Annotated in this window: 19 protein-coding genes and 1 tRNA gene; 14 read left to right on the forward strand and 6 right to left on the reverse strand. The window is 64.2% G+C overall.

The annotated features are described in order from the left end of the window. The first annotated feature begins 58 nt into the window (after positions 1-58). From mltG to AC06FB_RS05930, 8 genes are all read left to right on the forward strand, one after another. A complete protein-coding gene (gene mltG, locus AC06FB_RS05895) occupies positions 59-1,120 on the forward strand; it encodes an endolytic transglycosylase MltG (protein WP_065175958.1) in 1,062 nt (353 codons plus the stop codon). After that, positions 1,117-1,782 carry a dTMP kinase gene (gene tmk / locus AC06FB_RS05900; RefSeq protein ID WP_065182455.1) on the forward strand — a complete coding sequence of 222 codons (666 nt, stop codon included), beginning with the start codon at positions 1,117-1,119 and terminating at the stop codon, positions 1,780-1,782. The genes mltG and tmk overlap by 4 nt, the downstream gene beginning before the upstream one ends. Beyond that, entirely contained in the window at positions 1,779-2,735 is a 957-nt protein-coding gene (locus tag AC06FB_RS05905) for a DNA polymerase III subunit delta' (RefSeq protein WP_164152178.1), read from the forward strand. The genes tmk and AC06FB_RS05905 overlap by 4 nt, the downstream gene beginning before the upstream one ends. Continuing rightward, positions 2,732-3,085 (forward strand): PilZ domain-containing protein, encoded by a 354-nt coding sequence (locus AC06FB_RS05910; protein WP_053520428.1) that lies wholly within the window; start codon positions 2,732-2,734, stop codon positions 3,083-3,085. The genes AC06FB_RS05905 and AC06FB_RS05910 overlap by 4 nt, the downstream gene beginning before the upstream one ends. Before the next feature lie 113 nt (positions 3,086-3,198). After that, positions 3,199-3,273: transfer RNA gene (locus AC06FB_RS05915), tRNA-Val, on the forward strand. Between the two features lie 190 nt (positions 3,274-3,463). Then, a complete protein-coding gene (locus tag AC06FB_RS05920) occupies positions 3,464-4,774 on the forward strand; it encodes an SIR2 family protein (protein ID WP_478053462.1) in 1,311 nt (436 codons plus the stop codon). Next, positions 4,771-6,489 (forward strand): ATP-binding protein, encoded by a 1,719-nt coding sequence (locus tag AC06FB_RS05925; RefSeq protein ID WP_460256305.1) that lies wholly within the window; start codon positions 4,771-4,773, stop codon positions 6,487-6,489. Before AC06FB_RS05920 ends, AC06FB_RS05925 begins: the two co-directional genes overlap by 4 nt. A gap of 883 nt (positions 6,490-7,372) precedes the next feature. Next, a complete protein-coding gene (locus tag AC06FB_RS05930; protein ID WP_460256306.1) occupies positions 7,373-8,557 on the forward strand; it encodes a hypothetical protein in 1,185 nt (394 codons plus the stop codon). A gap of 290 nt (positions 8,558-8,847) precedes the next feature. Here AC06FB_RS05930 and AC06FB_RS05935 read toward each other — a convergent pair whose 3' ends face one another. Both AC06FB_RS05935 and AC06FB_RS05940 read right to left on the reverse strand, forming a co-directional pair. Continuing rightward, positions 8,848-9,411, reverse strand: a complete 564-nt coding sequence (locus AC06FB_RS05935) for a hypothetical protein (RefSeq protein WP_478053463.1) — start codon at positions 9,409-9,411, stop codon at positions 8,848-8,850. Positions 9,412-9,463: 52 nt separating this feature from the next. Next, positions 9,464-9,868, reverse strand: coding sequence for a hypothetical protein (locus AC06FB_RS05940; RefSeq protein ID WP_478053464.1), 405 nt, complete (start codon positions 9,866-9,868; stop codon positions 9,464-9,466). Between the two features lie 561 nt (positions 9,869-10,429). Here AC06FB_RS05940 and AC06FB_RS05945 point away from each other — a divergent pair. The 4 genes from AC06FB_RS05945 (at position 10,430) to AC06FB_RS05960 (ending at position 15,100) form a co-directional block, all read left to right on the forward strand. Next, positions 10,430-10,810 carry a tautomerase family protein gene (locus tag AC06FB_RS05945; protein ID WP_053519221.1) on the forward strand — a complete coding sequence of 127 codons (381 nt, stop codon included), beginning with the start codon at positions 10,430-10,432 and terminating at the stop codon, positions 10,808-10,810. A 130-nt stretch (positions 10,811-10,940) separates the two neighbouring features. Beyond that, entirely contained in the window at positions 10,941-11,327 is a 387-nt protein-coding gene (locus tag AC06FB_RS05950) for a DUF2946 family protein (protein ID WP_065182485.1), read from the forward strand. Between the two features lie 120 nt (positions 11,328-11,447). Beyond that, a complete protein-coding gene (locus AC06FB_RS05955; RefSeq protein WP_478053465.1) occupies positions 11,448-13,583 on the forward strand; it encodes a TonB-dependent receptor in 2,136 nt (711 codons plus the stop codon). An 11-nt stretch (positions 13,584-13,594) separates the two neighbouring features. After that, a complete protein-coding gene (locus AC06FB_RS05960) occupies positions 13,595-15,100 on the forward strand; it encodes a PepSY domain-containing protein (RefSeq protein WP_478053466.1) in 1,506 nt (501 codons plus the stop codon). A 9-nt stretch (positions 15,101-15,109) separates the two neighbouring features. Here the strand turns inward: AC06FB_RS05960 and AC06FB_RS05965 are convergent, their stop codons facing one another. The 4 genes from AC06FB_RS05965 to AC06FB_RS05980 all read right to left on the reverse strand — a co-directional run bounded on the left by AC06FB_RS05965 (position 15,110) and on the right by AC06FB_RS05980 (position 18,618). After that, on the reverse strand, positions 15,110-16,243 hold the full coding sequence (locus tag AC06FB_RS05965) for an MFS transporter (protein WP_197572159.1): 1,134 nt from the start codon (positions 16,241-16,243) through the stop codon (positions 15,110-15,112). Positions 16,244-16,254: 11 nt separating this feature from the next. Continuing rightward, entirely contained in the window at positions 16,255-17,031 is a 777-nt protein-coding gene (locus tag AC06FB_RS05970; RefSeq protein WP_065175969.1) for a DeoR/GlpR family DNA-binding transcription regulator, read from the reverse strand. Between the two features lie 140 nt (positions 17,032-17,171). Then, positions 17,172-17,846, reverse strand: a complete 675-nt coding sequence (locus AC06FB_RS05975; protein WP_164152196.1) for a class I SAM-dependent methyltransferase — start codon at positions 17,844-17,846, stop codon at positions 17,172-17,174. A 367-nt stretch (positions 17,847-18,213) separates the two neighbouring features. Then, positions 18,214-18,618, reverse strand: coding sequence for a GFA family protein (locus AC06FB_RS05980; RefSeq protein WP_053519241.1), 405 nt, complete (start codon positions 18,616-18,618; stop codon positions 18,214-18,216). Between the two features lie 174 nt (positions 18,619-18,792). On the opposite strand from AC06FB_RS05980, the gene AC06FB_RS05985 reads away from it, so the two are divergent. Both AC06FB_RS05985 and AC06FB_RS05990 read left to right on the forward strand, forming a co-directional pair. Then, positions 18,793-19,767, forward strand: coding sequence for an Lnb N-terminal periplasmic domain-containing protein (locus tag AC06FB_RS05985; RefSeq protein WP_128989872.1), 975 nt, complete (start codon positions 18,793-18,795; stop codon positions 19,765-19,767). Beyond that, on the forward strand, positions 19,767-21,791 hold the full coding sequence (locus AC06FB_RS05990; protein WP_111187137.1) for an esterase/lipase family protein: 2,025 nt from the start codon (positions 19,767-19,769) through the stop codon (positions 21,789-21,791). Before AC06FB_RS05985 ends, AC06FB_RS05990 begins: the two co-directional genes overlap by 1 nt. Positions 21,792-21,806: the final 15 nt, after the last annotated feature.

Genomic DNA, 21,806 nt, shown 5'->3' on the forward strand with positions numbered 1-21,806 from the left:
TGACCCCACACCACCGGCACGGTATCCTGCACGACGGAATCGAGTTCTGAGGTAATCCATGGCGGGAGCCAAGCGCGGGTGTCTGTTCGTGGTAACGCTGCTGGTGGTGCTGGTCGCGGTCGTGGCCGGCGCGGGCGCGTGGTTCTTCTACAAGCAGACCCAGTTCGCCGATGCCCGGATCTCCCCCTCCGCAGAGACCGTGGTGATCGCCAGCGGCGATGGCCTGAACACCGTGCTGCGCAAGCTGCGCGAGGCAGGCGTGGACGAAGGCCAGGACGCACAGTGGCAGCTGCTGGCGCGCCAGCTCGACGCCGCCGGCAAGCTGAAGGTGGGTGAGTACGCGCTGGACAGCCAGCTGACCCCGCGCGAGCTGCTGCTGCGCATGCGCGCCGGCAAGGTCCTGCAGCACCGCGTCACCATCATCGAAGGCTGGAACATCCGCCAGCTGCGCGCGGCGCTGAAGCGTGCCGATCCACTGCTGCACACCACCGATGATCTTGATGATGCGGCACTGATGCAGCGCCTGGGCTTCGGCGGCCAGCATCCGGAAGGCCGGTTCCTGCCGGAGACCTACATCTACCAGCGCGGTGACAGCGACGTGGATGTGCTCAAGCGTGCGCATGCGGCGATGGAAAAGGCGCTGGACGAGGCCTGGCAGAGCCGTGCACCGGACCTGCCGATCAACACGCCGTACGAGCTGCTGACGCTGGCATCGATCATCGAGAAGGAAACCGCGCTGGCCAGCGAGCGCCCGCAGATTGCCGGCGTGTTCATGCGCCGCCTGCAGATCGGCATGCGCCTGCAGACCGATCCCACCGTGATCTATGGCATCGGCGCGGCCTATGACGGCAACATCCGCCGCCGCGACCTGACCACCGATACGCCTTACAACACCTATACCCGTGCGGGCCTGACCCCGACCCCCATCGCCATGCCCAGCCGCGACGCGCTGATGGCCGCGGCACAGCCGGCAGCGGGGGATGCACTGTATTTCGTCGCCGTTGGCGATGGCAGTGGCGCGCACGTGTTCTCGTCCAGCCTGGACCAGCACAACGCTGCGGTAGCGCGCTACCTGCAGCAGCTGCGCCAGCAACGCACCCAGGAGACCCCGGCGCAATGAGTCCCGCGCTGCTACGCCACCCGCGTTTCGTCAGCCTGGAAGGCGGCGAAGGCGCCGGCAAGACCACTGCGATCAATGCCATCCGCGCGTGCCTGCGCCAGCATGGCCATGAGGTCGTGCTGACGCGTGAACCGGGCGGCACGCCGCTGGCCGAGCGCATCCGCAGCCTGATACTGAAGCCCGATGCCGAGATCGCCGCCGAGCCGCTCAGCGCCGAGGCCGAACTGCTGCTGGTGTTCGCCGCCCGCGCGCAGCACGTGCGGGAGGTGATCCAGCCGGCCCTGCAGCGCGGTGCCTACGTGCTGAGTGATCGCTTCACCGATTCCAGCTACGCCTACCAGGGAGGGGGCCGTGGCCTGGACCCGCAGTGGATTGCCGAGCTGGAGCGCCGTGCCGTTGGCCTGTTGCCGGGCCTGACCCTGCTGCTGGATGTGGACGTGGCGGTCGGTCGTGCGCGTGCCAATGGCCGCGACCTGTGGCCGGACCGCATCGAGAGCGAGCAGGACGATTTCTTCCAGCGCGTGCGTGAAGTGTTCCGCAGCCGCGCCCAGCAGGACCCACAGCGCTTCGCCGTGATCGACGCGGGCCAGGTGCAGGAACGCGTGGCCGCCGACGTGATCGCGCAGGTCGAGCGCTGGCTGCAGGAAGGAAAGGGCGCATGAGCACGTTCTCGCCCTGGCAGCAGCGCGCATTCGATCAGACCGTGGCCGCGCTCGACGCGGGCCGGCTGGGGCATGGCCTGTTGATCTGCGGCCCGGCCGGGCTGGGCAAGCGCGAGGTTGCGCTGGCGCTGGCCGACCACGTGCTGGCGCAGGGCGATGCCGCGCACGCCGCGCGCACCCGCCACCTGATCGCTGCCGGTACCCACCCGGACCTGCAGCTGGTGAGCTTCATTCCGAACAAGAGCGGCGACAAGCTGCGTACCGAGATCGTCATCGAGCAGGTGCGCGAGATCACCGACAAACTGGCATTGACCCCGCAGTACGGTGTGGCCCAGGTGGTGATCGTCGATCCGGCCGATGCGATCAACCGCTCTGCGGCCAATGCACTGCTCAAGACGCTGGAAGAGCCGCAGCCCGGCCGCTACCTGTGGCTGATCAGCAGCGACCCGGCACGCCTGCCGCAGACCATCCGCAGCCGGTGCCAGCGCCTGGAGTTCAAGCTGCCGCCGCACGAGGAAGCGCTGGCTTGGTTGCAGCAGCAGGGCCACAGCGACGCCTCCGCACGCGAAGCGCTGGACGCCGCGCGCGGCCATCCCGGCCAGGCCGACAACTGGCTGCGCGAGGACGGGCTGAGCCTGCGCCGTGAGGTGGCCCGCGACCTGGAGCAGTTGGCCACCGGCAGGACCGGCGCGGTGGAGCTGGCGCAGAAATGGTGCGGTGATGACAACGCGGCGCTGCGCCTGCGCTTCGCCGCCGACCTGGCGCTGGCCCAGGCCAGCACGGACGCCTTGACCGCGCCGGAGCGATTGCACAAGCTGGCAGCCTGGTTCGACGCTGCCAACCGCACCCGCGACCTGCTGCGCACCACGGTGCGTGCAGACCTTGCGGTGGTCGAGTTGCTGCTGGCCTGGAACAAGGTGAACGAGCGGCCTGCCGCAAGGGGAAATCGATGAGTGCCAGCAACGCCCGCCAGGGCATCCTGTCCCTGGCCGTGAAGGACAAAGCCGCGCTGTACAGCGCGTACATGCCGTTCGTGAAGAATGGCGGCATCTTCGTGCCCACGCCCAAGCGCTACTTCCTCGGCGACGAGGTGTTCCTGCTGCTGACCCTGCCCGATTCCAGCGAGCGCCTGCCGGTGGCCGGCAAGGTGATCTGGGTGACCCCCGCAGGGGCGCAGGGCAACCGTACCGCGGGCATCGGCGTGCAGCTGGCCGACGGCGCCGAAGGCGAGGGCGTGCGCCATAAGATCGAGACCCAGCTGGCCGGCCTGACCAGCTCGGACAAGCCCACCCACACGATGTGAGGCAGCGCCGGGCCACGCCCGGCGGCACGCCTCGAAAACACACGTGAAGACGGATGTGAAAACTGTTGACGGCCTCTGAAAAGTTCCTATAATGAGCGGCTCAGCAACACACCGGGCGGTTAGCTCAGCGGTAGAGCATTGCCTTCACACGGCAAGGGTCACAGGTTCGATCCCTGTACCGCCCACCAAATAGAACCCTGATTTTAATGGGTTAACGTCAAAGCCGGCCTTGAGCCGGCTTTTTCGTAAGTGCAGGCTAAGTGCAACGGTCAGTAATCCTCTGTGCTGATTTCCTGTCACCTGCGCCGCGCAACGGACTGCGGCCCTTGCAGTCTTGTCTCCCTCGTTAGAAGATCGGCACTCAACAGGGGGGGGCGTATGACTGTGCGCAATGAAGGTGGAGATACTCCAAGTGGACCAGATGAGTTAGCAGAGGCAGCGTCGGCGCCCATCAAAGTCCCTCCTTTGCCGGCTATCCCCCCTCTCTTTTGCAGTGCGGAATCGCCGAAGAAGGATGGCAAGTGCACTCCGCAAGTGATTTCGGGAGGGGATGATGCGATTGGGCGACATCTTTCTCAGCATCTTAATCGACTAGTGGATGCTGAGAATTTAATCATCCTCGCGGGATCAGGTACTTCGCTGTCACTGAATACATCTGCTTCTCGATACGCGCCCTCCATGTACGATCTGTGGATGGCCTGTCGGAATTCCGACAAGAAGCGATTCGAAAAAGTACTATCGACCGTAGAGTACTCGTCGCTGCAGTCGCGAGTAAATGAGTTTGGCGAGCCGGCTGAAGACATCGAGCTTCTCCTCTCCCTTTGCGAGAGTTGGCTGATAACAGCGCCGAACGATACGGATCTGAGGTCTTTTGTGACCGATGCCAAGGAGGTAATACTTGGCCGGACATCGTTCGTGAGCTCAGTACCTCCGGATCGGTGGGGAGACCATGAGCGTCTGCTGAGATCTCTGGGACGGAGAGGCGAGAAACAGCAGCGGCTTAAGATTTTCACTACCAATTACGACCTTGCCTTCGAGGTCGCAGCGTCGCGGACTGGATTCATCCCTATTGACGGATTCGATTTCGCGGATCCGGGGGCTTTCAATCCGATGTGGTTTTCCTACGATATCGTCACGCGTGCAGAAAGCGGGCGACCCCCGTCGTATATCTCCAACGTCTATCATCTTTACAAGCTGCACGGATCCGTGAACTGGCGCATCGGCGCCCATGGACTGAAGAAGACTTCTGACGCGTCTTACGGAAGGCCTGTCTTTATATACCCGAGCCGAGGTAAGTACCAAGCTTCCTACGAGCCGCCATATCTCGATATGGTTTCCTCGTTTCTCGCAGAGTTGAGAAAGCAGAATACGGCTGTTCTTTGCGCTGGTTTTGGCTTCAATGACAGCCACTTGAACAATGCCATCTTGTTGGCGCTTCGTACGAATCCAAGTCTATCGCTTTTTGTCGCAACGCTTGACCTGTTCCACCCGGCTGGGTCATTTAATGGTGATGTCCGGGAATTGCTCGAGCATGCAATAGAGGCTGGCGACAGTCGCGTCGGACTCTTTGGCGGATCATTTGCTGCCCTCGTCAGCCGACTTCCCAGTCGGCGTGAGGAGTCGCCTGAGGATGCGCTTGCCAAGTTCTTCTCACGGAGTGGCATAGGTGCTAGTGGAGGGCCGGCATGACCTGGTTCTCCCCGTATGAAAGGAAGAGGCGCATCGGGACAGTCGCGTCCTGTGGTCCCACTGAGTTCGTAATCAATCTTGCGGGAGCGGCTGAAGGTGTGACTCACGCATACTTTGGCAGGAAACTATCTGCCGGGCTGGTGGGCGATCTGGTGTTCATCGAATTAGGGGAAGTCGCGCTTCTGTGTCGGATCGCCAAGGTTTGGCTGGAAGGTTCGGATAGGTATAGCGTGGAGCCTGGCGCCCTGCCTCGCGGAGTTCCACATCCCCTTGGTGCTGCAATACCTTTGGCAACGGTCCGTGTTGAGGATGGCGATGTAATGCGCGGGGTTGCCAGATTTCCTGAACTTGGAAGTCACGTGTATAGCGCCCATCCTGACCTTGTCGTCCATCTCTACGGTGGCAAGGATGATCAGGCGTCCGGCGTGGTTTCCCTGGACATCGCCACGCTTCCGCAGGACACACATGTAGACGTCGTAATCTCTCCCGAATCGCTCTTTGCGCGGCATTGCTGTGTACTTGGGGCGACAGGTGGAGGAAAGAGTTTTACGGTCGCCCGTATGATCGAGCAAATACGGAGCAATGGAGGCAAAGCTCTGTTGATAGACGCGACGGGGGAGTACGAGCAACTTGATCTGTACACCGGCGTATTCGATCAGACCACAGGTGGCCGGAGGGAGCGCATGGTGTTCCCCCATACGGATTTCATGGATTCCGACTTGCGAGCTTTGCTGCGCCCGTCTCCCCAGAGCCAAGCACCGAAGCTTGATGCCGCAATTCGAAGCCTGAAGATGGTCTTTCATGCTAAGGCTGGGACGGCTGGTGCAGACCTGCCGATCGATGCGGAAGGCAATCTTCTTAAGTCGGGACAGAAGAAGGAGCCGCAGCAGGCCTACTACACGAAGTACGCGGACGAGATCGATCGATCTCCATGGCTGTTTTCCGCGCTCTCAAAGCAGATTGTCCACGAGTGCGTTTACCCCGACGCCAACTTCGGAAAGGACCAGTCTATCTGGGGTGGGCGAGTTGAGAACGATGTGGGGAACTGCCTTAACCTGATTTCCAGGGTGGATCAGCTTGCGAAAAGCGTGCACCATCGCTGGCTCATCGACGTCGATCCCTCGATAAAGACGGTGTCGAGTACTCTTGAGGCGTTTGCGAAGTCCAGTGGCGGAATTATTCGATTGGATCTGTCCTCAATACCTTTTGAAGGCTCATCTAGGGAGGTGTTGGTAAATGCCTTGGGCCGGAAGCTGCTGGCATTGGCAAGGGCAGGTTATGTCACCAAGAAGAATCCGCTGATCGTCGTGTTGGATGAGGCGCATCAGTTCCTCAGCAAGAGCTTGAGCTTTGATGCGGGGCAGATCGTTTTGGATGCGTTTGGCGCTATCTCTAAGGAGGGACGAAAGTACGGGCTGACTGTTGTTATATCAACGCAGCGATCAAGAGATATCCCTGATGACGTTTTTAGTCAGATTGGAACCTTTGTTGTCCATCGGCTTTCGAATTCTTATGATAGGGACGCGATGGAGAAGGCGCTTGGTGATGCTGACTCCCGAATTACGGCGATGGTTCCCACGCTTGCTACGGGAGAAGCGCTTCTCGGAGGCGTTGGATTCAAATTTCCAATGATCGTAAAGATCAAACCACCGGCATCACGGTTGGCTACAGAGGGGGCGGATTATTCGGGGGCGTGGCAGTCAGTCAAAGAATAAGTAATCTAATGGCGACTCCCATCGTTCGGTAGATGAGGCTCCAAAGCGAGGGTGTGGTTCTTCCTGAGATCGAATCGATCGCCATATCGTCTGGCATGCTTCAATCGGAAGCGCTGAAAAGTGGCTTCTTCAACTGACTGTGCAGAAAATTCGGGGGCGTATGGAGGTCGCGCCGCACTGTTTTGAGTGCGCAGTGTGCAATGAACGCAGATCAGTGCACTGCCCCCACAATTGGAACTGAAATCTCATGGCTCGGAAAAGAGGAATACCTGGCTTCTCATGGAAAAGAGCATCTGGCCTCTCGTCCGCAAAAGGTAGGTTGTCACGCCAGCTTGGGGTGCCGCTGACGCGTGCGGGCAGGCAGCGCAAAGTGGGCAGGGCTATGGGATGTTGTGTCCCGGCCGCATTCTTACTCGCCGGTGGCGTTGCTGCCGTGGCAGAGATTGGAAGGTTGGCTGGCGCGCTCTTCGTTTAGCGATAGCCTTCCCATGATCCAATTCGTGCCAGCACGTGCCTAGTTGGCACCAGGGGCTCTGGGCGGACTGGAGGAGCCGCGGCTCCTTGCCTACAAGACAGCTCGCCTTGACTGCCGTGTTTTCTGCGGTTCGTCATCGTATTGTCTCCAGCGCATGTACGTCCTCTTCCCATCTGCTCTACATCTGCAGAATTGTTGGAGCACGGTGGCGCCCGTCGATGGAGACGCTCACCATCTGCCCGTCAACTTCTCCCAGCTTGGGTGACTCGCCAAAGCTACCGGCGCGAGAGCGTGTTTGGACGCGGCACTCTTAGTCTCGACTCTTGGCTAGAATGCGGGCATTAATCTTAATCGCGCGGCCGCCTCGTCGGGGCCTTGGTCAACGATCTTTGTTGAGGACGGCATCTTATGACCATTTCTAAACGTCGCTCTGTCCCGCTCGATCAGATCCCAGCGGCGTTGGAAAAGACGGGCTTCATCCTTGAACACTTGGTCGGCGACGTCTTCAAGAAAAATGGCTGGTCAACCATTGGTGGGCGCTACTATGCCGATGACGTCGATGGTCGAGCGAGAGAGCTCGATCTTGTGGCATACCGTGCAGAAAAGTTTGAAGACGTCGAGGTTGTCGCAGCAGTCCTTGTCAGCTGCAAAAAGGACGAGGCACTGACATGGGCATTTCTTACGAAGGAGAAGCCAAAGAAAGACCCGAACCTTGACTGGAATCCTGTTCACGTGTGGACCGACGTTGAGCCTCTATCGACATATCTGAAAACTGAGAGTTGGAAGAATAGTCATGCGGTGGCGCTCGGCAAAAAGTACAGAGACTTGTTCTCGCCGCGTTCCGCAATTTTTGCGTTTCAGCAGTTGGGTCTCACGCCCCCTCAAGGCAACAGTAAAAGGGTTCCAAAAGGCGCCGAAGCAACCTCGGAGGTCGGAACGGTTACTCCAAGAAACGACGATCAGATCTTTTCCTCAATTGTGAGCGTCATGAAAGCGCTCGATTACGAGATTGATCTGCTTGGTACGAGAATGCGCAACCGAAGGCGTTTGTATCACTTCAGTCTCCTTTCGGTCGTGGACGCTCCACTAGTGGAGGTTGCTTACGAGGGGCGGTCGACGAAGGTGACCGAGGTTGATGGAATCACCCACCTCGCTCGCTACATGGTTAAGAAGCGCGAACTATCTGCACTCGTCCATTTCATAAGTGCTAGCTCCCTTCCTAACTATGTCGAGTGCATAACCAGCGCCGCCGCAAAGAGTGCTGAGTTTTTCTCGGAGTTGGTCGGTAAGTCCTACCAGGCCATTGAGGGGAACTCGAAGGTCCGTCAAATTATTGCGGATCGAATCAAAAGTCGCTTAGTTTGGCGCATCAATGCAACGATCGAGGCGTATACTGGGGAGAAGGGTAGGATCTCTGAGCTCTCACTTGACTATCGGAAGGGGCGCCTCGAACTGGAGATCGATACATTTGATGACGAGGTTCTCAAGACTCTTAACGAAGACGACGCCCTCGCTGATCAGGTCAGTAAGATTCTCAAGGGCCACGCCCGCTACGAGGGTGGCTTTGTCTTCACTGAGAACCTGCCTTTCTGACGGGCCGTCAGCATGCAGATCGTCACTTGAAGCTCTCACTGCCGCTGATCCATTCGAGAACATCGCCCAGATAGTGCCAAGGCGTCTTGGCGGACTGGAAGAAGCGTGGCCCTTTGCCTTCTAACCGCCATCGCCGCAGGCGACTCACCGGGCATGGGATCAGTGCAGCGCAAGGGTCACAGGTTCGATCCCTGTACCGCCCACCATGTTGCAGAACGAAAAAAGCCTCCAGCAATGGGGGCTTTTTTGTTATTTGATGATGCGTGCCAGCGTCGCTGCTGCGGCTGCCATCACCCGTGCTGATCCAGCAGATCCCGCGCGATCATCGCCGTCGCATCCAACAGGTCGTGGCCGCTGCCGGCCTGCACCACCACCGCCAACAGACCACGGCCCACCTCGGCATTGCCGCTGGTCAGTTCCATCTCGCCTTCAAAGCACAGATCAGCCAACCATTCGTGGGCCTGCTGCAGCCCACGCTTGCGGACGCGGCGGAACTCCGCGAAGAGCTTCGCCTGGCCGGCCTCGTGTTCGCCCTCGGCCAGCAGGCCGATCGCACCGCCGTGCGCCGCGCGCCAGATGGCTGGCAGCGGGCGACCGTTCGCGTCCACCACGTCCGCCGAGAACTGGGCGCAGTACATTTCGTAGCGTTTGCCCGCCGTACTGCGAGGCACGATGCCGGCCTCGGCGAGCAGGCACTCGGCTTCATCCAGTTTTCTGAACTTCAACCGCAGCAGTGCAGGGCGGCTCAGCTGTTGGGCCAGCGCGTGCTGGTTGGCGGCAAACCATACGTTCCAACCCACGGTTGCGCGGCCTTCCAGTGCGGCCTTGAAGTAGTCCAGATGTTCGGCGTCCATTGCGGCCTCCTGCGTTCCCTGCGCGATTGTAGCGGGAGGGCATCCGGGCCGGTCAGTCAGCGCCGGAGAGGCAATGATTCGCCTCACGCACCAGTTGTCGCGCGGCCACGATCAGTCCGTCGGTGTGGAAAGCGCCCAGCTGTTCGTCCGGGCCGCCTTCGTTGCGTGCATGGTCGGCGGCCTGCAGCAGATCGAGCAGTGCGGTAAGCCCAGACATCGAGCGGCGCAGCGAGGCGTGATTGCTGGCAACGAGGGTGAGGCTTTTGCACGGCTGTCCGTCATCGCCGTCGGCGCGGCTGATGGCATTGAGGTACGTGAAGAAGGCAGGCGACTGCACGGGCAGACTCTGTTCGTGCAAGGCGCACTCGATCTCGCGTGCGAGGTCCTCGGGCGCGTCGGCGGCGATGTCGCCGATCAGGGCGTGCAGGCGGGGATGGACAGCGGTGCGGTTGGTCATGGCGAAACCCTCACTGGCGTGGGGCCACCTTCCGAAGCGAAGGTGGCGGACGGTGCGGGTTGGCGTACCAAGGCAAACGAACTTCCACCGAGAGGAAGGCCTGGCGGATCTGTCGATCCCCACGCACCGGCCGCCATTGAAGGCAATCGGTGCATTCTCTCTGCTGAGGTGTGAACCGCAGCGGTGGAAGTTCGTTCGTTTATTCGAGACGCCAATCCCGGCCAGGGCAACGCGCCTCGGCATGGAGATCATCCGGCCCACAATCACAGCGGTCCGTAAGGAAAGTTCTCAACTGCACGCAGGCGCACCAAGCGTTTCCAGTTCTGTGCCCTGCAGCACCCACTCGCTGCGAAGCTCGTCTCTAATGGCGCAATCCGCCGCCCCCTTCGACCGTGGACATGACGACTCTGGCGAGGCGCCGCCACGGCAATTACGTCAACCCGCGCAGTAGGCGAGTGACCATGTCATGGATGAAGGCAGAGGGTTCCATCCCTGCGCTGTCCCACCGCCCCGGGCAGGCGTAGTCTCAGCACAATGACCCCTCCACCCGGGAGCCCCACCATGCCGCTCGCCCGCATCGATCTCCGCAAAGGCCAATCCGCCGACTACCTGCAGCGCGTCGGCGAGGCCATCTACCAGGCTATGCGCGCTGTCGGCGTGCCCGAGAACGACCGCTTCCAGATCTTCCAGGAGCACGACGCCGCCACCCTGGTCTACGACCCCAGCTACCTGGGTGTGCAGCGCTCCGACGATTTCATCTGCATCCAGATCACCTGGAACGAGGGCCGCACCCTGGAGCAGAAGAAGGCGCTGTACGCGGGCATCGCTGACGGCCTGCATGCGGCAGTGGGCATCCGCCGCGAGGACGTGTTCATCAATCTGGTGGAAGTGAAGAAGGAGAACTGGTCGTTCGGGCATGGCGTTGCCCAGTACGCGACGTGAGGCGCCTGCGTCACCCTGTCGCAGGGGCAAAACCCTGAACGTGGTCCAAGGTTGCGGCGCCGCGCCGTAGAATGCCCGGGTGCACCGCCCCCGATTCCACCGCCGGTTCCAGGCCCTGGCATGGCTCGCCCTGCTGCTGGTGCTGCTTGCCCCGCTGGTGAGCCGCTGGGTGGCGCATGGCCGCGTGGCAGCGGCGGCGCCGGTGGCGGCGATGGATCATTCGCTGCATGCGCAGCACACGATGGAAGGCCATCACGACCATCATGCGATGGCGACGCCGCACGATGAGGCCGCGAAGAATCCGCCCGCCGATCCACACGCCGACCATGAAATGGGCGTGGATTGCGATTACTGCCTGATCGCGGCGCGGCTGATCACCCTGCTGGTGGCGGCGTTCCTGCTGCTGGTGCCCTTGGCGCCGGTCTGCCGGGCGCGGCTGGGCGCTGTGCTGGCAGTGCCCGCGCGCCTGGCGGGAACCCTCGGGGCGCGGGGACCACCGGCGGCATTGGCGGGCTGAGCCGCGCACGCGGCCGTGCATTCCCTCTGATGGAAGCCGCCAGGCATGACCTGGCGCTACCGCGTGCGCTTTCCTTCCTGCTGCCCCGCAGTGCGGGGTGGCATTGCATGCCGTGAAAAAATGAAAAGACATCCGAAGCGCGTTGCCCTGCGTTGGGCGACGCTGCCGGCGCTGTGCGCCTGCGCCCTGCCTGTTGCACCTGCCCGTGCCGAAGCGGCGGGCCCGACCACCCTGGACACCGTACGCGTAGTCGATACCCGGCACGGTGCGCTGTCGGCCACCCCCGGCGCAGGTTCCGCGCTGGGCCTGAACGTGCTGCAGACACCTGCGGCGCTCACCGTGATCGACCGCGACCAGCTGGAGCAGCGCGGTGACTCCAACCTCAACGATGCGATCAGCCGCGCGGGTGCGATCAGCGCGATGCCGCATCCGGGCAATGGCCTCAGCGCACTGTCCAGCCGGGGTTTCACCGATGGGGCGTCGGTGATGCGCCTGTACGACGGGCTGCGCCAGTACGGGGGCGTCGGCATCACGTTCCCGTTCGATACCTGGTCCATCGAGCGCATCGAAGTGCTGCGCGGGCCGGCCTCGGTGATCCACGGCGACGGTGCGATCGGCGGTGTGATCAACATCTTGCCGAAGAAGCCTTCGCGCGGTGCCGTCGAGAACGAGATCAGTGTGACGGTGGGCAGCGAGGACACCGCGCGCCTGGGCTTCGGCAGCGGTGGCGCGCTGACGCCCGAGCTGGCCTACCGGCTGGATGTGAGCGGCAACTACAGCGGCGGCTGGGTGGACCGTGGTCGCAACAGTGACGCGACTTTCTCCGGGGCATTGCTGTGGCAGCCGCGTACCGACCTGCAGCTGACGCTCACCCATGCGCAGGGCTACCAGCAGCCGATGCGCTACTTCGGCACGCCGCTGGTCGAGGGCCGCCAGCTGGAAGCGCTGCGCCACCGCAACTACAACGTGGAAGACAGTGACATCCGCTTCCGTGACCGCTGGACGCAGCTCGATGCGCTGTGGACGCCGAACGCGAAGGTGGAGTGGCGCACCCGCGTCTACCAGATCGACAGCCAGCGCGATTGGCGCAACGCCGAGGCCTATGTCTACAACCGCGCTACCGGCTTGATCGATCGCTCGGGCAATACCGAGATCACCCACAACCAGGACCAGACCGGGCTGACCTCGACGCTGCGCTTGCAGGGTGAGGTGGGCGGTCTTGCCAACAGTTTCGCGCTGGGGATGGATGCCAACCGCGCGCACTTCAAGCACACCAACAACACCTATGCCGGCAGCTCCGGCCCGGTCGATCCGTTCCATCCGGTGCCGGGGCAGTTTGCCAGCGATGCGCCGAACCTGCCGCGCTACCGCAACAGTGCCGAGCAGTACGCTCTGTTCGTGGAAGACCGGCTGGCCCTGAACGAGCGCTGGTCGGTACTGGGCGGGCTACGCCACGACCGCGCGCGCATCGATCGTACCGATCTGATCAGCGGCCAGAAGGCATTCTCGAAGACCTACAGCAGCACCGGCTGGCGAGCAGGTACGGTATTCGCGCTGCAGCCGACGCTGAGCCTGTACGCGCAGTATTCGCAGGCGGCCGACCCGGTCAGCGGCCTGTTGATGATCAGCCCGGCCAACGGTGCCTTCGACCTGGCCAAGGGGCGTCAGGTCGAAGTCGGCCTGAAGCAGGCCTTCGACGGTGGCGAGTGGACGCTGGCGGCGTACCGGATCCGCAAGACCGGGCTGCTCAGCCGTGATCCGCTGCTGCCGGATCGTCGGGTGCAGGTGGGCGCGCAGACCTCGAGAGGAATCGAGGCGTCCTTGAACTGGAATTTCGCGCCGCAGTGGACGCTCGATGCCAACGCGACGGTACTGAAGGCCGAGTTCGAGGATTTCCTGGAAACCACCGGTTCGCCGGCCGTGCTGGTCTCGCGCGATGGCAACGTGCCGCCGAACGTGGCCGAGCGGTTGGCCAATGTGTGGCTGAGCTGGCAGTTCCTGCCGGACTGGACCGTGGCCGGCGGTGCGCGTTACGTCGGCAAGCGCTACGCCGACAACGCCAACACCCTGGAGCTGCCGGGCTACAGCACCACCGATCTGGCGCTGACCTGGCAGGCGGCACCGCGCACGCGGGTGAGCGCGCGCCTGTTCAACGTGTTCGACAAGGCGTACTACGCGACGGCGTATTACACCAGCACGCAGTGGCTGCTGGGTGCGGACCGCCGCGTCGAGTTCACGCTCGACCATCGCTTCTGAGGACGCACACCATGTCGCTGCGATCCACCGCCAAGCGCTGGACCTACCTGGTGCACCGCTGGCTGGGCATCGGCGGATGCCTGCTGATGCTGCTGTGGTTCGTCAGTGGCATGGTGATGCTGTTCGTCGGCTACCCGAAGCTGATGCCCGGCGAGCGGCTGGCGGCGTTGCCGGTGCTGGGCGACGCGCATGGGCTGCTGGGACTGTCGGCGTTGCCAGCGGCCGTGCAGGCTGAGCCGGAAAGCGTGGCGCTGACCACGCTGCGCGGCGAGCCCGCCTATGTGGTGCGTAGTGGCAGCCACGTGGGAGCCTGGTCGGCGCGTACCGGGCAGGTCCTGCTGCCGGTATCGGCACAGCGCGCCGAAGCTTCGGCGGCGCAGTTTGCCGGCGGCCCGGCATTCGTGGGTGCGATGCGCGTGGATGAGGACCGCTGGACGCATTCGCGTGCGCTGGATGCGCATCGGCCGCTGTACCGGGTCGAGGTGGGCGGTGCGCGGCCGGGTGACCTCTATGTGTCTTCGCGCACCGGCGAGGTGGTGCTGGATGCACCGCATGTGCAGCAGCGCTGGAACTATGTGGGCGCTTGGCTGCACTGGCTGTACTTCCTGCGCATGCAGTCGGTGGACCCGGTGTGGACGTGGGGGGTGATCGTGCTGTCCGCACTGTGCACGGTGGCGGCGGTGAGCGGCATCGTGGTGGGTCTGTTGCGCTGGCGCTTCCGTGGCACCTATCGTTCGGGCGCGAAGACGCCGTACGTCGAGCGGTGGATGCGCTGGCATCATCTGATCGGTCTGACGGCTGCGGCGTTCGTGTTCACCTGGATCTTCAGTGGCCTGATGTCGATGAATCCGCTGGGCGTGTTCAGCAGTACGCGCGCGGCGATCGACACGTCGCAGTATCGCGGCGGTGCGGTGGCAGTGAATGGCCCACTGGGCGAACCGGCAGCGCTGCTGGCTGCGGCCCATGGTGGGCTGTTCATGCCGGTGGAGATCCAGTGGCGGCGCATCGGCGGTGAGCTGTTCGCGCTGTTGCTGGACGGGCAGGGCGATACGCGCATCGTATCCGCAGGCGAAGGGCATCTTCGGATGATGCAGCTGCTGCCGGTGGCATGGCTGCAGCAGAAGGCGCAGGCGATGTCTGCCGCGCCGATGCATCGGTTCGCGCTGCTGCATGCAGCGGATGCCTATTTCTATCCACGTGCGCCGGAGGCGATGAACGGTGCGGCGGTGCGCCGCTTCCCGGTGGCGGTGGCGGACTTCGGTGATGCCGAGGCGACGCGCGTCTACTTCGATCTGGGCAGCGGCGATCCACTGCTGACCCTGGGGCATCGTGAGCGCGTCGGGCGCTGGCTGTTCTACTTCCTGCACAGCTGGGACCTGCCGGCAATGCTGCGGCAGGAGACGGCCCGGCTGGGCGTGCTGCTGCTGTTGAGCACCGCCGGCACCGCGCTGTGCGCGACGGCTACGGTGATCGGTTATCGACGATTGCGGATGAAGGTCCAGCGTCGGCGCCGTTGATCCCGCGCGCTACACCCGCAGCCAGCGCGTGGACACCGCCACCAGCAGCAGCGCGATGGCCACACCGATGAATGCAGCGATCAGGCCGAAATGATTGGCGGCGAAGCCGATGAGTGCCGGGCCGGCAAGAATGCCGGCAAAGCCCAGCGTGGACACGGCGGTGATCGCCAGCGCGCCGGGCATGCGGGTCTGGTGGCCGGCCAGCGAGAACAGCGCCGGCGCGATGTTGGCGCAGCCGAGGCCGACCAGCACATAACCGGCCAGTGAGACCTGCCAGGGCGTGACAAGCGTCAGCACCAGCACGCCACTGGCCGCGAGCAGGCCACCGAACACGATGGCGCGTTCGCGTCCCACCCGCGCCACCAGTGCATCGCCGAGCAGGCGGGCCACGGTCATGGTCAGGGTGAAGATCACATAGCCGATGCCAGCCATGCGCGCATCGACGCTGCGCACGTCACTGAGAAAGACCGCGCTCCAGTCCAGCATCGCGCCTTCGCCGAGGAACGCGACGAAGGCCAGCACGCCGATGAACAGCACGATGCCGTGCGGCATGGCCAGCATCGGGGTGTCGTGCGGCATGCGCTCGCGGTGCCAGTACGACGCCGACAGCAGCATCGCCAGCAGCATCGCGGCCACGCCGATCAGCACCGATGCCAGCGGTGGCAGCTGCAGGGACAGCAGCACGGTCATCATTGCCGCGCCCAGGAAGCCGCCGATGCTGAAGAAGGCGTGGAAGCCGGACATCATTACACGTCGCGCTTCGCGCTCGACCACCACGGCCTGCACGTTCATCGTGCAGTCCATCGCGCCTACCGCGGCACCGAACACGAACAGCACCAGGCCCAGCAGCCACGCTGAACCGGCCAGGGCCAGGCCCGGCACGGTGAGGCAGATCAACAGCGTACTGGCCACCATCACCCGGCGGCAGCCCAGCCGCGCGGCCAGAACGCCCGCCACTGGCATCGCCAGCAGCGAACCGGCACCCAGGCAGAGCAGCACCACGCCGAGCGTGGCGTCGTTGAGGTCCGCGCGTGCCTTGGCGAACGGTACCAGCGTCGCCCACAGTGCCGTGGCGAAACCGGGAATGAAGAATGCAGCGCGGGTCGCGTGCTGTTCGGCACGCGCGCGGTAGGCAACGGACATGGGCGGTTCGGTCAGGGCGGGGTGGGGTGCACCGCAATACCGGCAGCGAGGAAGCGCGCTGCCAGTGCGGGCGGGGCTGATGTGGTCAGCACCAGGTCGTCGATCTCGTCGAGGCCGGCGATCTGCCAGTGGCCACGGGCACCGAGTTTTTCGGTGGTGGCGGCGACAATGACGCGGCTGCTGCAGGCCACCATGGCGCGCTTCAAGGTGGCTTCTTCGGCATCCATCGCCCACACACCAGTGTCGCCATCCACCGCGCACGGGCCGGGCAGGTACACGTCGGCGCGCAGGCGCTGCACCTGGGCCAGTGCTTCGGCACCGACCGCGCCGCCGCCGCTGGCCAGGCGGCCGCCGATCAGCTGCACGGAAGTGCCTTCATGCACACTGGCGGCGGTGGCGATCTGCGGCGCGTTGGTAATCACCGTCAGTGCCAGTTCGGGCGGCAACTGCTGGGCGATGGCCAGGTTGGTCGAACCGGCATCGAGCAGCACCACCTGCCCAGGTTGCAGCAGGGCACAGACGCGCGCGGCCAGTTCGGCCTTGTCGCCACGATCGCGGGTCAGGCGCTCGCGCAGCGGGCGCTCCTTCGGCGGCGGCAGCACGGCGCCGCCGTACACGCGCTGGCACAGGCCTTGGGCGGCCAGTTCACGCAGGTCGCGGCGGATCGAATCTTCGGAAACCGCATAACGACGCGCCAGTTCCGCAGCGATCACGCGGCCCTGCTGGCGCAGTTCCTCGAGGATCTGCCGGGTACGTTCGGCGGGGAGGGGGCTGGAATCGGCGTTCATGGGATAAGTGTGCATATTCGTGCATGAACATGCAATAACGTGCATTCCGGGTCGACGCACGGGAGCCCCTTCTCCCGGGCGGCCCTGGAAAAGTGCGAGGTGCGGGGCTTGGCCGGGCGAGCGCCGGCTCTGCAGGTTCATCAGGCCGCGTAGGCGACCCAGCCCTTGAAGGTGAATCCGGCGTAGAACAGCTCGATGTCCTTGAAGCCTGCCTCCTGCAGCACCTCCACCTCCTGTTCCGGTGACAGCAGCGGCAGGCGCTCGGCGATGGCGGTGATCGCGCGCTGTGCATCCGCACGGGCAATGCCGGAAGCCTCGCCGAAGGCCGCATAGCGCCTCAACCAGCGCAGCTTCGCCTCCGGCTCCTGCGGGACGCTGTGGTGGGCCACCACCAATGGCGCGCCCGGACGCAGCCGCCTGCGCAGTTCGCGCAGGGTATGCCGGCGCTGGTCGATATCGAGGAAGTGCAGGGTCAGCAGGCAGCTGGCGCCATCGAAGATCGTGGCCGGGGCATCCTCGATGTAGCCCTCCAGCAGCTCCACGTGGTTCATCCGTGTGCCGAGCGTTTCGCGGGCCAGCGCCAGCATCGGGCCGGCCGGATCGACTCCGAGCATGCGCCAGTATGGGTGGGCGTCAGCGAAGGCCTTCAGCTCGAGGCCGCCACCGGCGCCGAGCACCAGCACGTGGCCGTGCTCGGGCACGTGCTCGGCCAGCAGCAGGTGGGCCATCTGTTGCAGACCGAGGAATCCAGGTACCTGCCGCAGCGGTCCCTCGTGATAGCGGGCCGCAGCCTGGGCATCGGAGAACGAAGGCATCCGGGGGCACCTGCAGCAGGAGGGGAATTATCACTGTAGCGCGGGCGTCAAGAGGTGCCGCCCAGTCCGCGATGCGGCTGCGGCGTGGTGCGCGCGCAGGGCTTCGCCGCCTGTCATCGTGGCGTCGTCGATGCCTCACGCCGGCTATGCAGGCCAGCGTCCACGCTTGATCGTCCCCGCCCCCACGGAGACCGACCATGTGGCTGCTTGATCATCTCTGGCCTGCACGCCGGCCCGCGCCTCCGCCGCGCCCCGTTCAAGCGGAGCCCGCGCCCCGCCGGCCCTGGCGCAAGCGGCCTGTACGCGCAGGCCGCAGCGGCATGGCGCCCTGGCAGAAGGTCGCCGCGCCGTCACGCCGTACCCGGCACTAGGCGGGGCGGTCGGCCGGATGGTTCACGCCATCGCTGACCGGGATCACGCCCAGCGCGAAGGGATCGATGCCCTCCAGGCAGGCGACGTTGTAGCCGTACTGGTCGGGGTTCGAACGCCGGCGGTGGTGGGTGTAGATGCCGCACACATCGCAGAAGTAATGCTCGGCCACATGCGTGTTGAACTGGTACAGCCGCAGATGGTCCCGCCCTCGCACCACCTGCAGCCCGGCGAGGGCGACGCTGGCGGCGATGGCGCCGCGGCGGCGGCACATCGAACAGTCGCAGCGGCGCGGGTCGACGATGCCGTCCGGCAGGTCCAGCAGCAGTTCGACCGTACCGCAATGACAGCGGGCGCTGTGCTGGGGTTGGACCGCAACACCGGCCACGGAGGTAATGCCCATCGATGCTCCTGGAAGAGGGAACGGTATGTGGAAAACGGCGTTGCAGACGGTGCACCCAGCAGCCTGAACGGGCCGTAGATGCCAGGGCGAACCCGCTTGTGGCTAACTATGCGCCCCCGGGACCACGACAGGACGCCAGTGAAAGCCGCAGGACGTTGGATGACAGGAAGTGTGATGGTACTGCTGGCACTGTGGGTGGCTGGCCTGCTGCTCTATCAGCTGCCGGGGCCGGGCTGGCTGGCGTCGGCCGTGGCGGTACTGTGGGTGCTGTCCGCCCTGTGGGCGTCCTGGCGGGTCGCCCGTGGCCATGGCACGCGACGGCTCGGCATGGCCTTTGGCGTGGCGCTGGCCCTGGCGCTGGGGTGGTGGATGCTGCTGACCCCGCGCCAGGATCGCGTCTGGGCCGATGATGTAGCGCAACGCCTGCACGTGGTCTCCTTCGATGGGCGGCATGTGGTGCTGGACAACGTGCGCGATTTCACCTGGCGCAGCGAAACCGACTATGACGCGCGCTGGGTGCGCCGCACGTACGACCTGGACCAGCTGCGTTCGGCCGACCTGGTGCTTTCGTACTGGATGGGGCCGGCGATCGCCCACACGCTGATCTCGTTCGGCTTCGACGATGGCCGCCATGTCGTGTTCTCGCTGGAGATCCGCAAGGAACGCGGGGAATCGTTCTCGGCACTGGGGGGATTCTTCCGCAAGTTCGAGATGACCCTGGTGGCCTCCGAAGAGACCGACATCATCCGCACGCGTACCAACGCGCGTGGCGAGGATGTCTATCTGTACCGCCTGCATGGCATGGACCGCGCACAGTTGAAGGAACTGTTCGCTGCCTACATCGCGCAGGCACGCGAGCTGGATGCAAAGCCCGGCTTCTACAATACGCTGACCAGCAACTGCACCACCATCGTCTTCGATCTGGCCAGGCATATCGCGCCGCGGCTGCCGCTGGACTACCGCCTGCTGCTGTCCGGCTATCTGGCCGAGTACGCGCAGGAGGTCGGGGCATTGACGCCGGGGGTGCCGTACGCAGTGCTGCATGCCAAGGGCCGGATCACCCAGCGCGCGCTGGACCTGGGTGACGGCGGCAACTTTTCCACCGTGATCCGCCAGGGCGTGCCCGGCACCGAGCAGGACCCGCAGTGATGCTCATGTCCATACTTTCCCGCTGGCAGCGCGTGCTGCCGGCGTCGCTGGCGATCTTCATGCTGCTGGCCGGCAGCGGCTGCGCGATGGTCACCGTCAAGCAGGTGAAATCCAGTGACTCGCTGGTCAACAAGCGTGCCGATGTGCTCAACACCGGCAGGCTCAGCCCGGCGGCCCGGGAAACGCTGAGTGCAGCCGGGCTGGATGAGTCGCAGTGCGAGAAGGACTTCGTGGTCTGTCGCAGCACGCTGTTGATGACCGACGATCTCAACGTCGAACAGCGGCTGTCCGCGTTGTCGGAGCTGTGGGTGAAGGCAGCGCTGGCGCTGACCCCGAAGAAGACGGCGGCGGGCGATCCACCGATGAGCGATGCCGCACTGGACGCATGGCTGGAAGCGGCGCGCTATGCCTACGCCTACCTGTTCTACAGCGGCCGTTCGCCGTCCGATCGGGCGTTCGAGGACCGGCAGACGCAGGTGCGCGACTACTACAACTATGCAGCCGAGAAGGCCGCGGTGGTTCTGTTCGTGCGGGCGCGCGCCGCCGCGCTCGCCGGCGAGGACTATACGAAGCCGATCACGGTCGGCAGCTGGTCGCTGGCCTCCAACTACCAGCAGCTGGCCCTGAAGAGCATTCCGGCGCAGCTGGTACCCGCTGGCACGGTCAGCTTCGTCGGCCTGCGCAGTACCTATCGACGCGACGGTTTCGGTGCGGAGCTGGTGATGGTGATGGACCCGCCGAAGCTGGTCACTCCGGCGGTCTCCGCAGATGGCCCGAAGGCGGACGGCGGGCAGGACGACGACAGCGATGCGCGTCGTGGTCGCCGCCATCGCCAAGATGATGCGGTGCCGGAGTTCAGCGAGATGTCCTCGATCAACGTCACCGCGCTGCTGCGCTTCGAGGGCAGCACGCTGGAGGACGTGATGCGCACCCGCCGGGTCGAGCTGGACGCCTATTCGCCCGAAGCGACCGAGCGCATCACCCTGCACGGCGAGCAGGTGCCGCTGGCCGGCAACTTCACTGCCGCTTACGGCCTGTGGCTGGCGCAGAGTGGCTTCGCCCGGCAATCGCTGCGCACGCTGTTCGGCATGAGCGAGGGTATCGGTGAGCCGCACATCTACCTGATGCAGCCGTGGGATCCGAACCGCCGCATCATCTTCATGCTGCATGGCCTGGCCAGCAGCCCGGAAGCGTGGGTGAACCTGGCCAACGAGATCATGGGCGATCCCGAGCTGCGCCAGCAGTTCCAGGTGTGGCAGGTGTATTACCCGACCAACGCGCCGATCGCGCTGAACCGCTATGAGATCGCTACTGCATTCAACGACACGCTGAAGCATTTCGACCCGGATGGCAGCACGCGCGCCTCGAAGGACATGGTCTACATCGGTCACAGCATGGGCGGCGTGTTGGCCCGCCTGCTGGTGAGCGACTCGGGCGACGTGCTGTGGAACGACCTGCTGGCCAACTATGACCTGAAGGGTGAACGACTGAAGCGGGTGCAGAACAAGCTGGGCCCGCTGCTGCACTTCAAGGCGCAGCCGAATGTGGAACGGGCGATCTTCATCGCCGCCCCGCATCAGGGCACCGACATCGCCGGCAACAGGGTCGGCCGCCTGATCGGCCGTCTGGTGCGCCTGCCGCTGACCATCCTGGGCAAATTCGAGGATGTGTTCCTGGCGCTGGCGCAGGCCGAGCAGCAGGTTGACGGCACCGCCAAGCCGAAGATTCCCAACAGCATCGACAACCTCAAGGCCAGCGATCCGTTCGTGAAGGCGGCCGCACAGCTGCCGATCGAAGCGGGCCTGAAGTACCACTCGATCATCGCCCAGCGCAAACCGGAACTGCCGTTGGAGAAATCCGACGATGGGCTGGTGCCGTATTGGAGCGCGCACCTGCCGGGGGCGCTGTCGGAGAAGGTCATCATCTCCGGACACAGCGTGCAGGAATCGCCGCAGGCCGTGCTGGAGGTGCGCCGCATCCTGCACCGGGACATCGATGACGTGGACGCGGCGGCCACGCCATGACTGCACTGATCGCCG

The organism is Stenotrophomonas sp. Steno-C15 (assembly GCF_056393265.1).

Coding starts and splice junctions, on each gene's coding strand:
- AC06FB_RS05925 (WP_460256305.1), top strand. CDS start 4,771: ATGACCTGGTTCTCCCCGTATGAAAGGAAGAGGCGCATCGGGACAGTC.
- tmk (WP_065182455.1), top strand. CDS start 1,117: ATGAGTCCCGCGCTGCTACGCCACCCGCGTTTCGTCAGCCTGGAAGGC.
- AC06FB_RS05990 (WP_111187137.1), top strand. CDS start 19,767: ATGCTCATGTCCATACTTTCCCGCTGGCAGCGCGTGCTGCCGGCGTCG.
- AC06FB_RS05975 (WP_164152196.1), bottom strand. CDS start 17,846: ATGCCTTCGTTCTCCGATGCCCAGGCTGCGGCCCGCTATCACGAGGGA.
- AC06FB_RS05960 (WP_478053466.1), top strand. CDS start 13,595: ATGTCGCTGCGATCCACCGCCAAGCGCTGGACCTACCTGGTGCACCGC.
- AC06FB_RS05955 (WP_478053465.1), top strand. CDS start 11,448: ATGAAAAGACATCCGAAGCGCGTTGCCCTGCGTTGGGCGACGCTGCCG.
- AC06FB_RS05930 (WP_460256306.1), top strand. CDS start 7,373: ATGACCATTTCTAAACGTCGCTCTGTCCCGCTCGATCAGATCCCAGCG.
- AC06FB_RS05935 (WP_478053463.1), bottom strand. CDS start 9,411: ATGGACGCCGAACATCTGGACTACTTCAAGGCCGCACTGGAAGGCCGC.
- AC06FB_RS05905 (WP_164152178.1), top strand. CDS start 1,779: ATGAGCACGTTCTCGCCCTGGCAGCAGCGCGCATTCGATCAGACCGTG.
- AC06FB_RS05970 (WP_065175969.1), bottom strand. CDS start 17,031: ATGAACGCCGATTCCAGCCCCCTCCCCGCCGAACGTACCCGGCAGATC.
- AC06FB_RS05945 (WP_053519221.1), top strand. CDS start 10,430: ATGCCGCTCGCCCGCATCGATCTCCGCAAAGGCCAATCCGCCGACTAC.
- AC06FB_RS05910 (WP_053520428.1), top strand. CDS start 2,732: ATGAGTGCCAGCAACGCCCGCCAGGGCATCCTGTCCCTGGCCGTGAAG.
- mltG (WP_065175958.1), top strand. CDS start 59: ATGGCGGGAGCCAAGCGCGGGTGTCTGTTCGTGGTAACGCTGCTGGTG.
- AC06FB_RS05985 (WP_128989872.1), top strand. CDS start 18,793: ATGGTACTGCTGGCACTGTGGGTGGCTGGCCTGCTGCTCTATCAGCTG.
- AC06FB_RS05965 (WP_197572159.1), bottom strand. CDS start 16,243: ATGTCCGTTGCCTACCGCGCGCGTGCCGAACAGCACGCGACCCGCGCT.
- AC06FB_RS05920 (WP_478053462.1), top strand. CDS start 3,464: ATGACTGTGCGCAATGAAGGTGGAGATACTCCAAGTGGACCAGATGAG.
- AC06FB_RS05940 (WP_478053464.1), bottom strand. CDS start 9,868: ATGACCAACCGCACCGCTGTCCATCCCCGCCTGCACGCCCTGATCGGC.
- AC06FB_RS05980 (WP_053519241.1), bottom strand. CDS start 18,618: ATGGGCATTACCTCCGTGGCCGGTGTTGCGGTCCAACCCCAGCACAGC.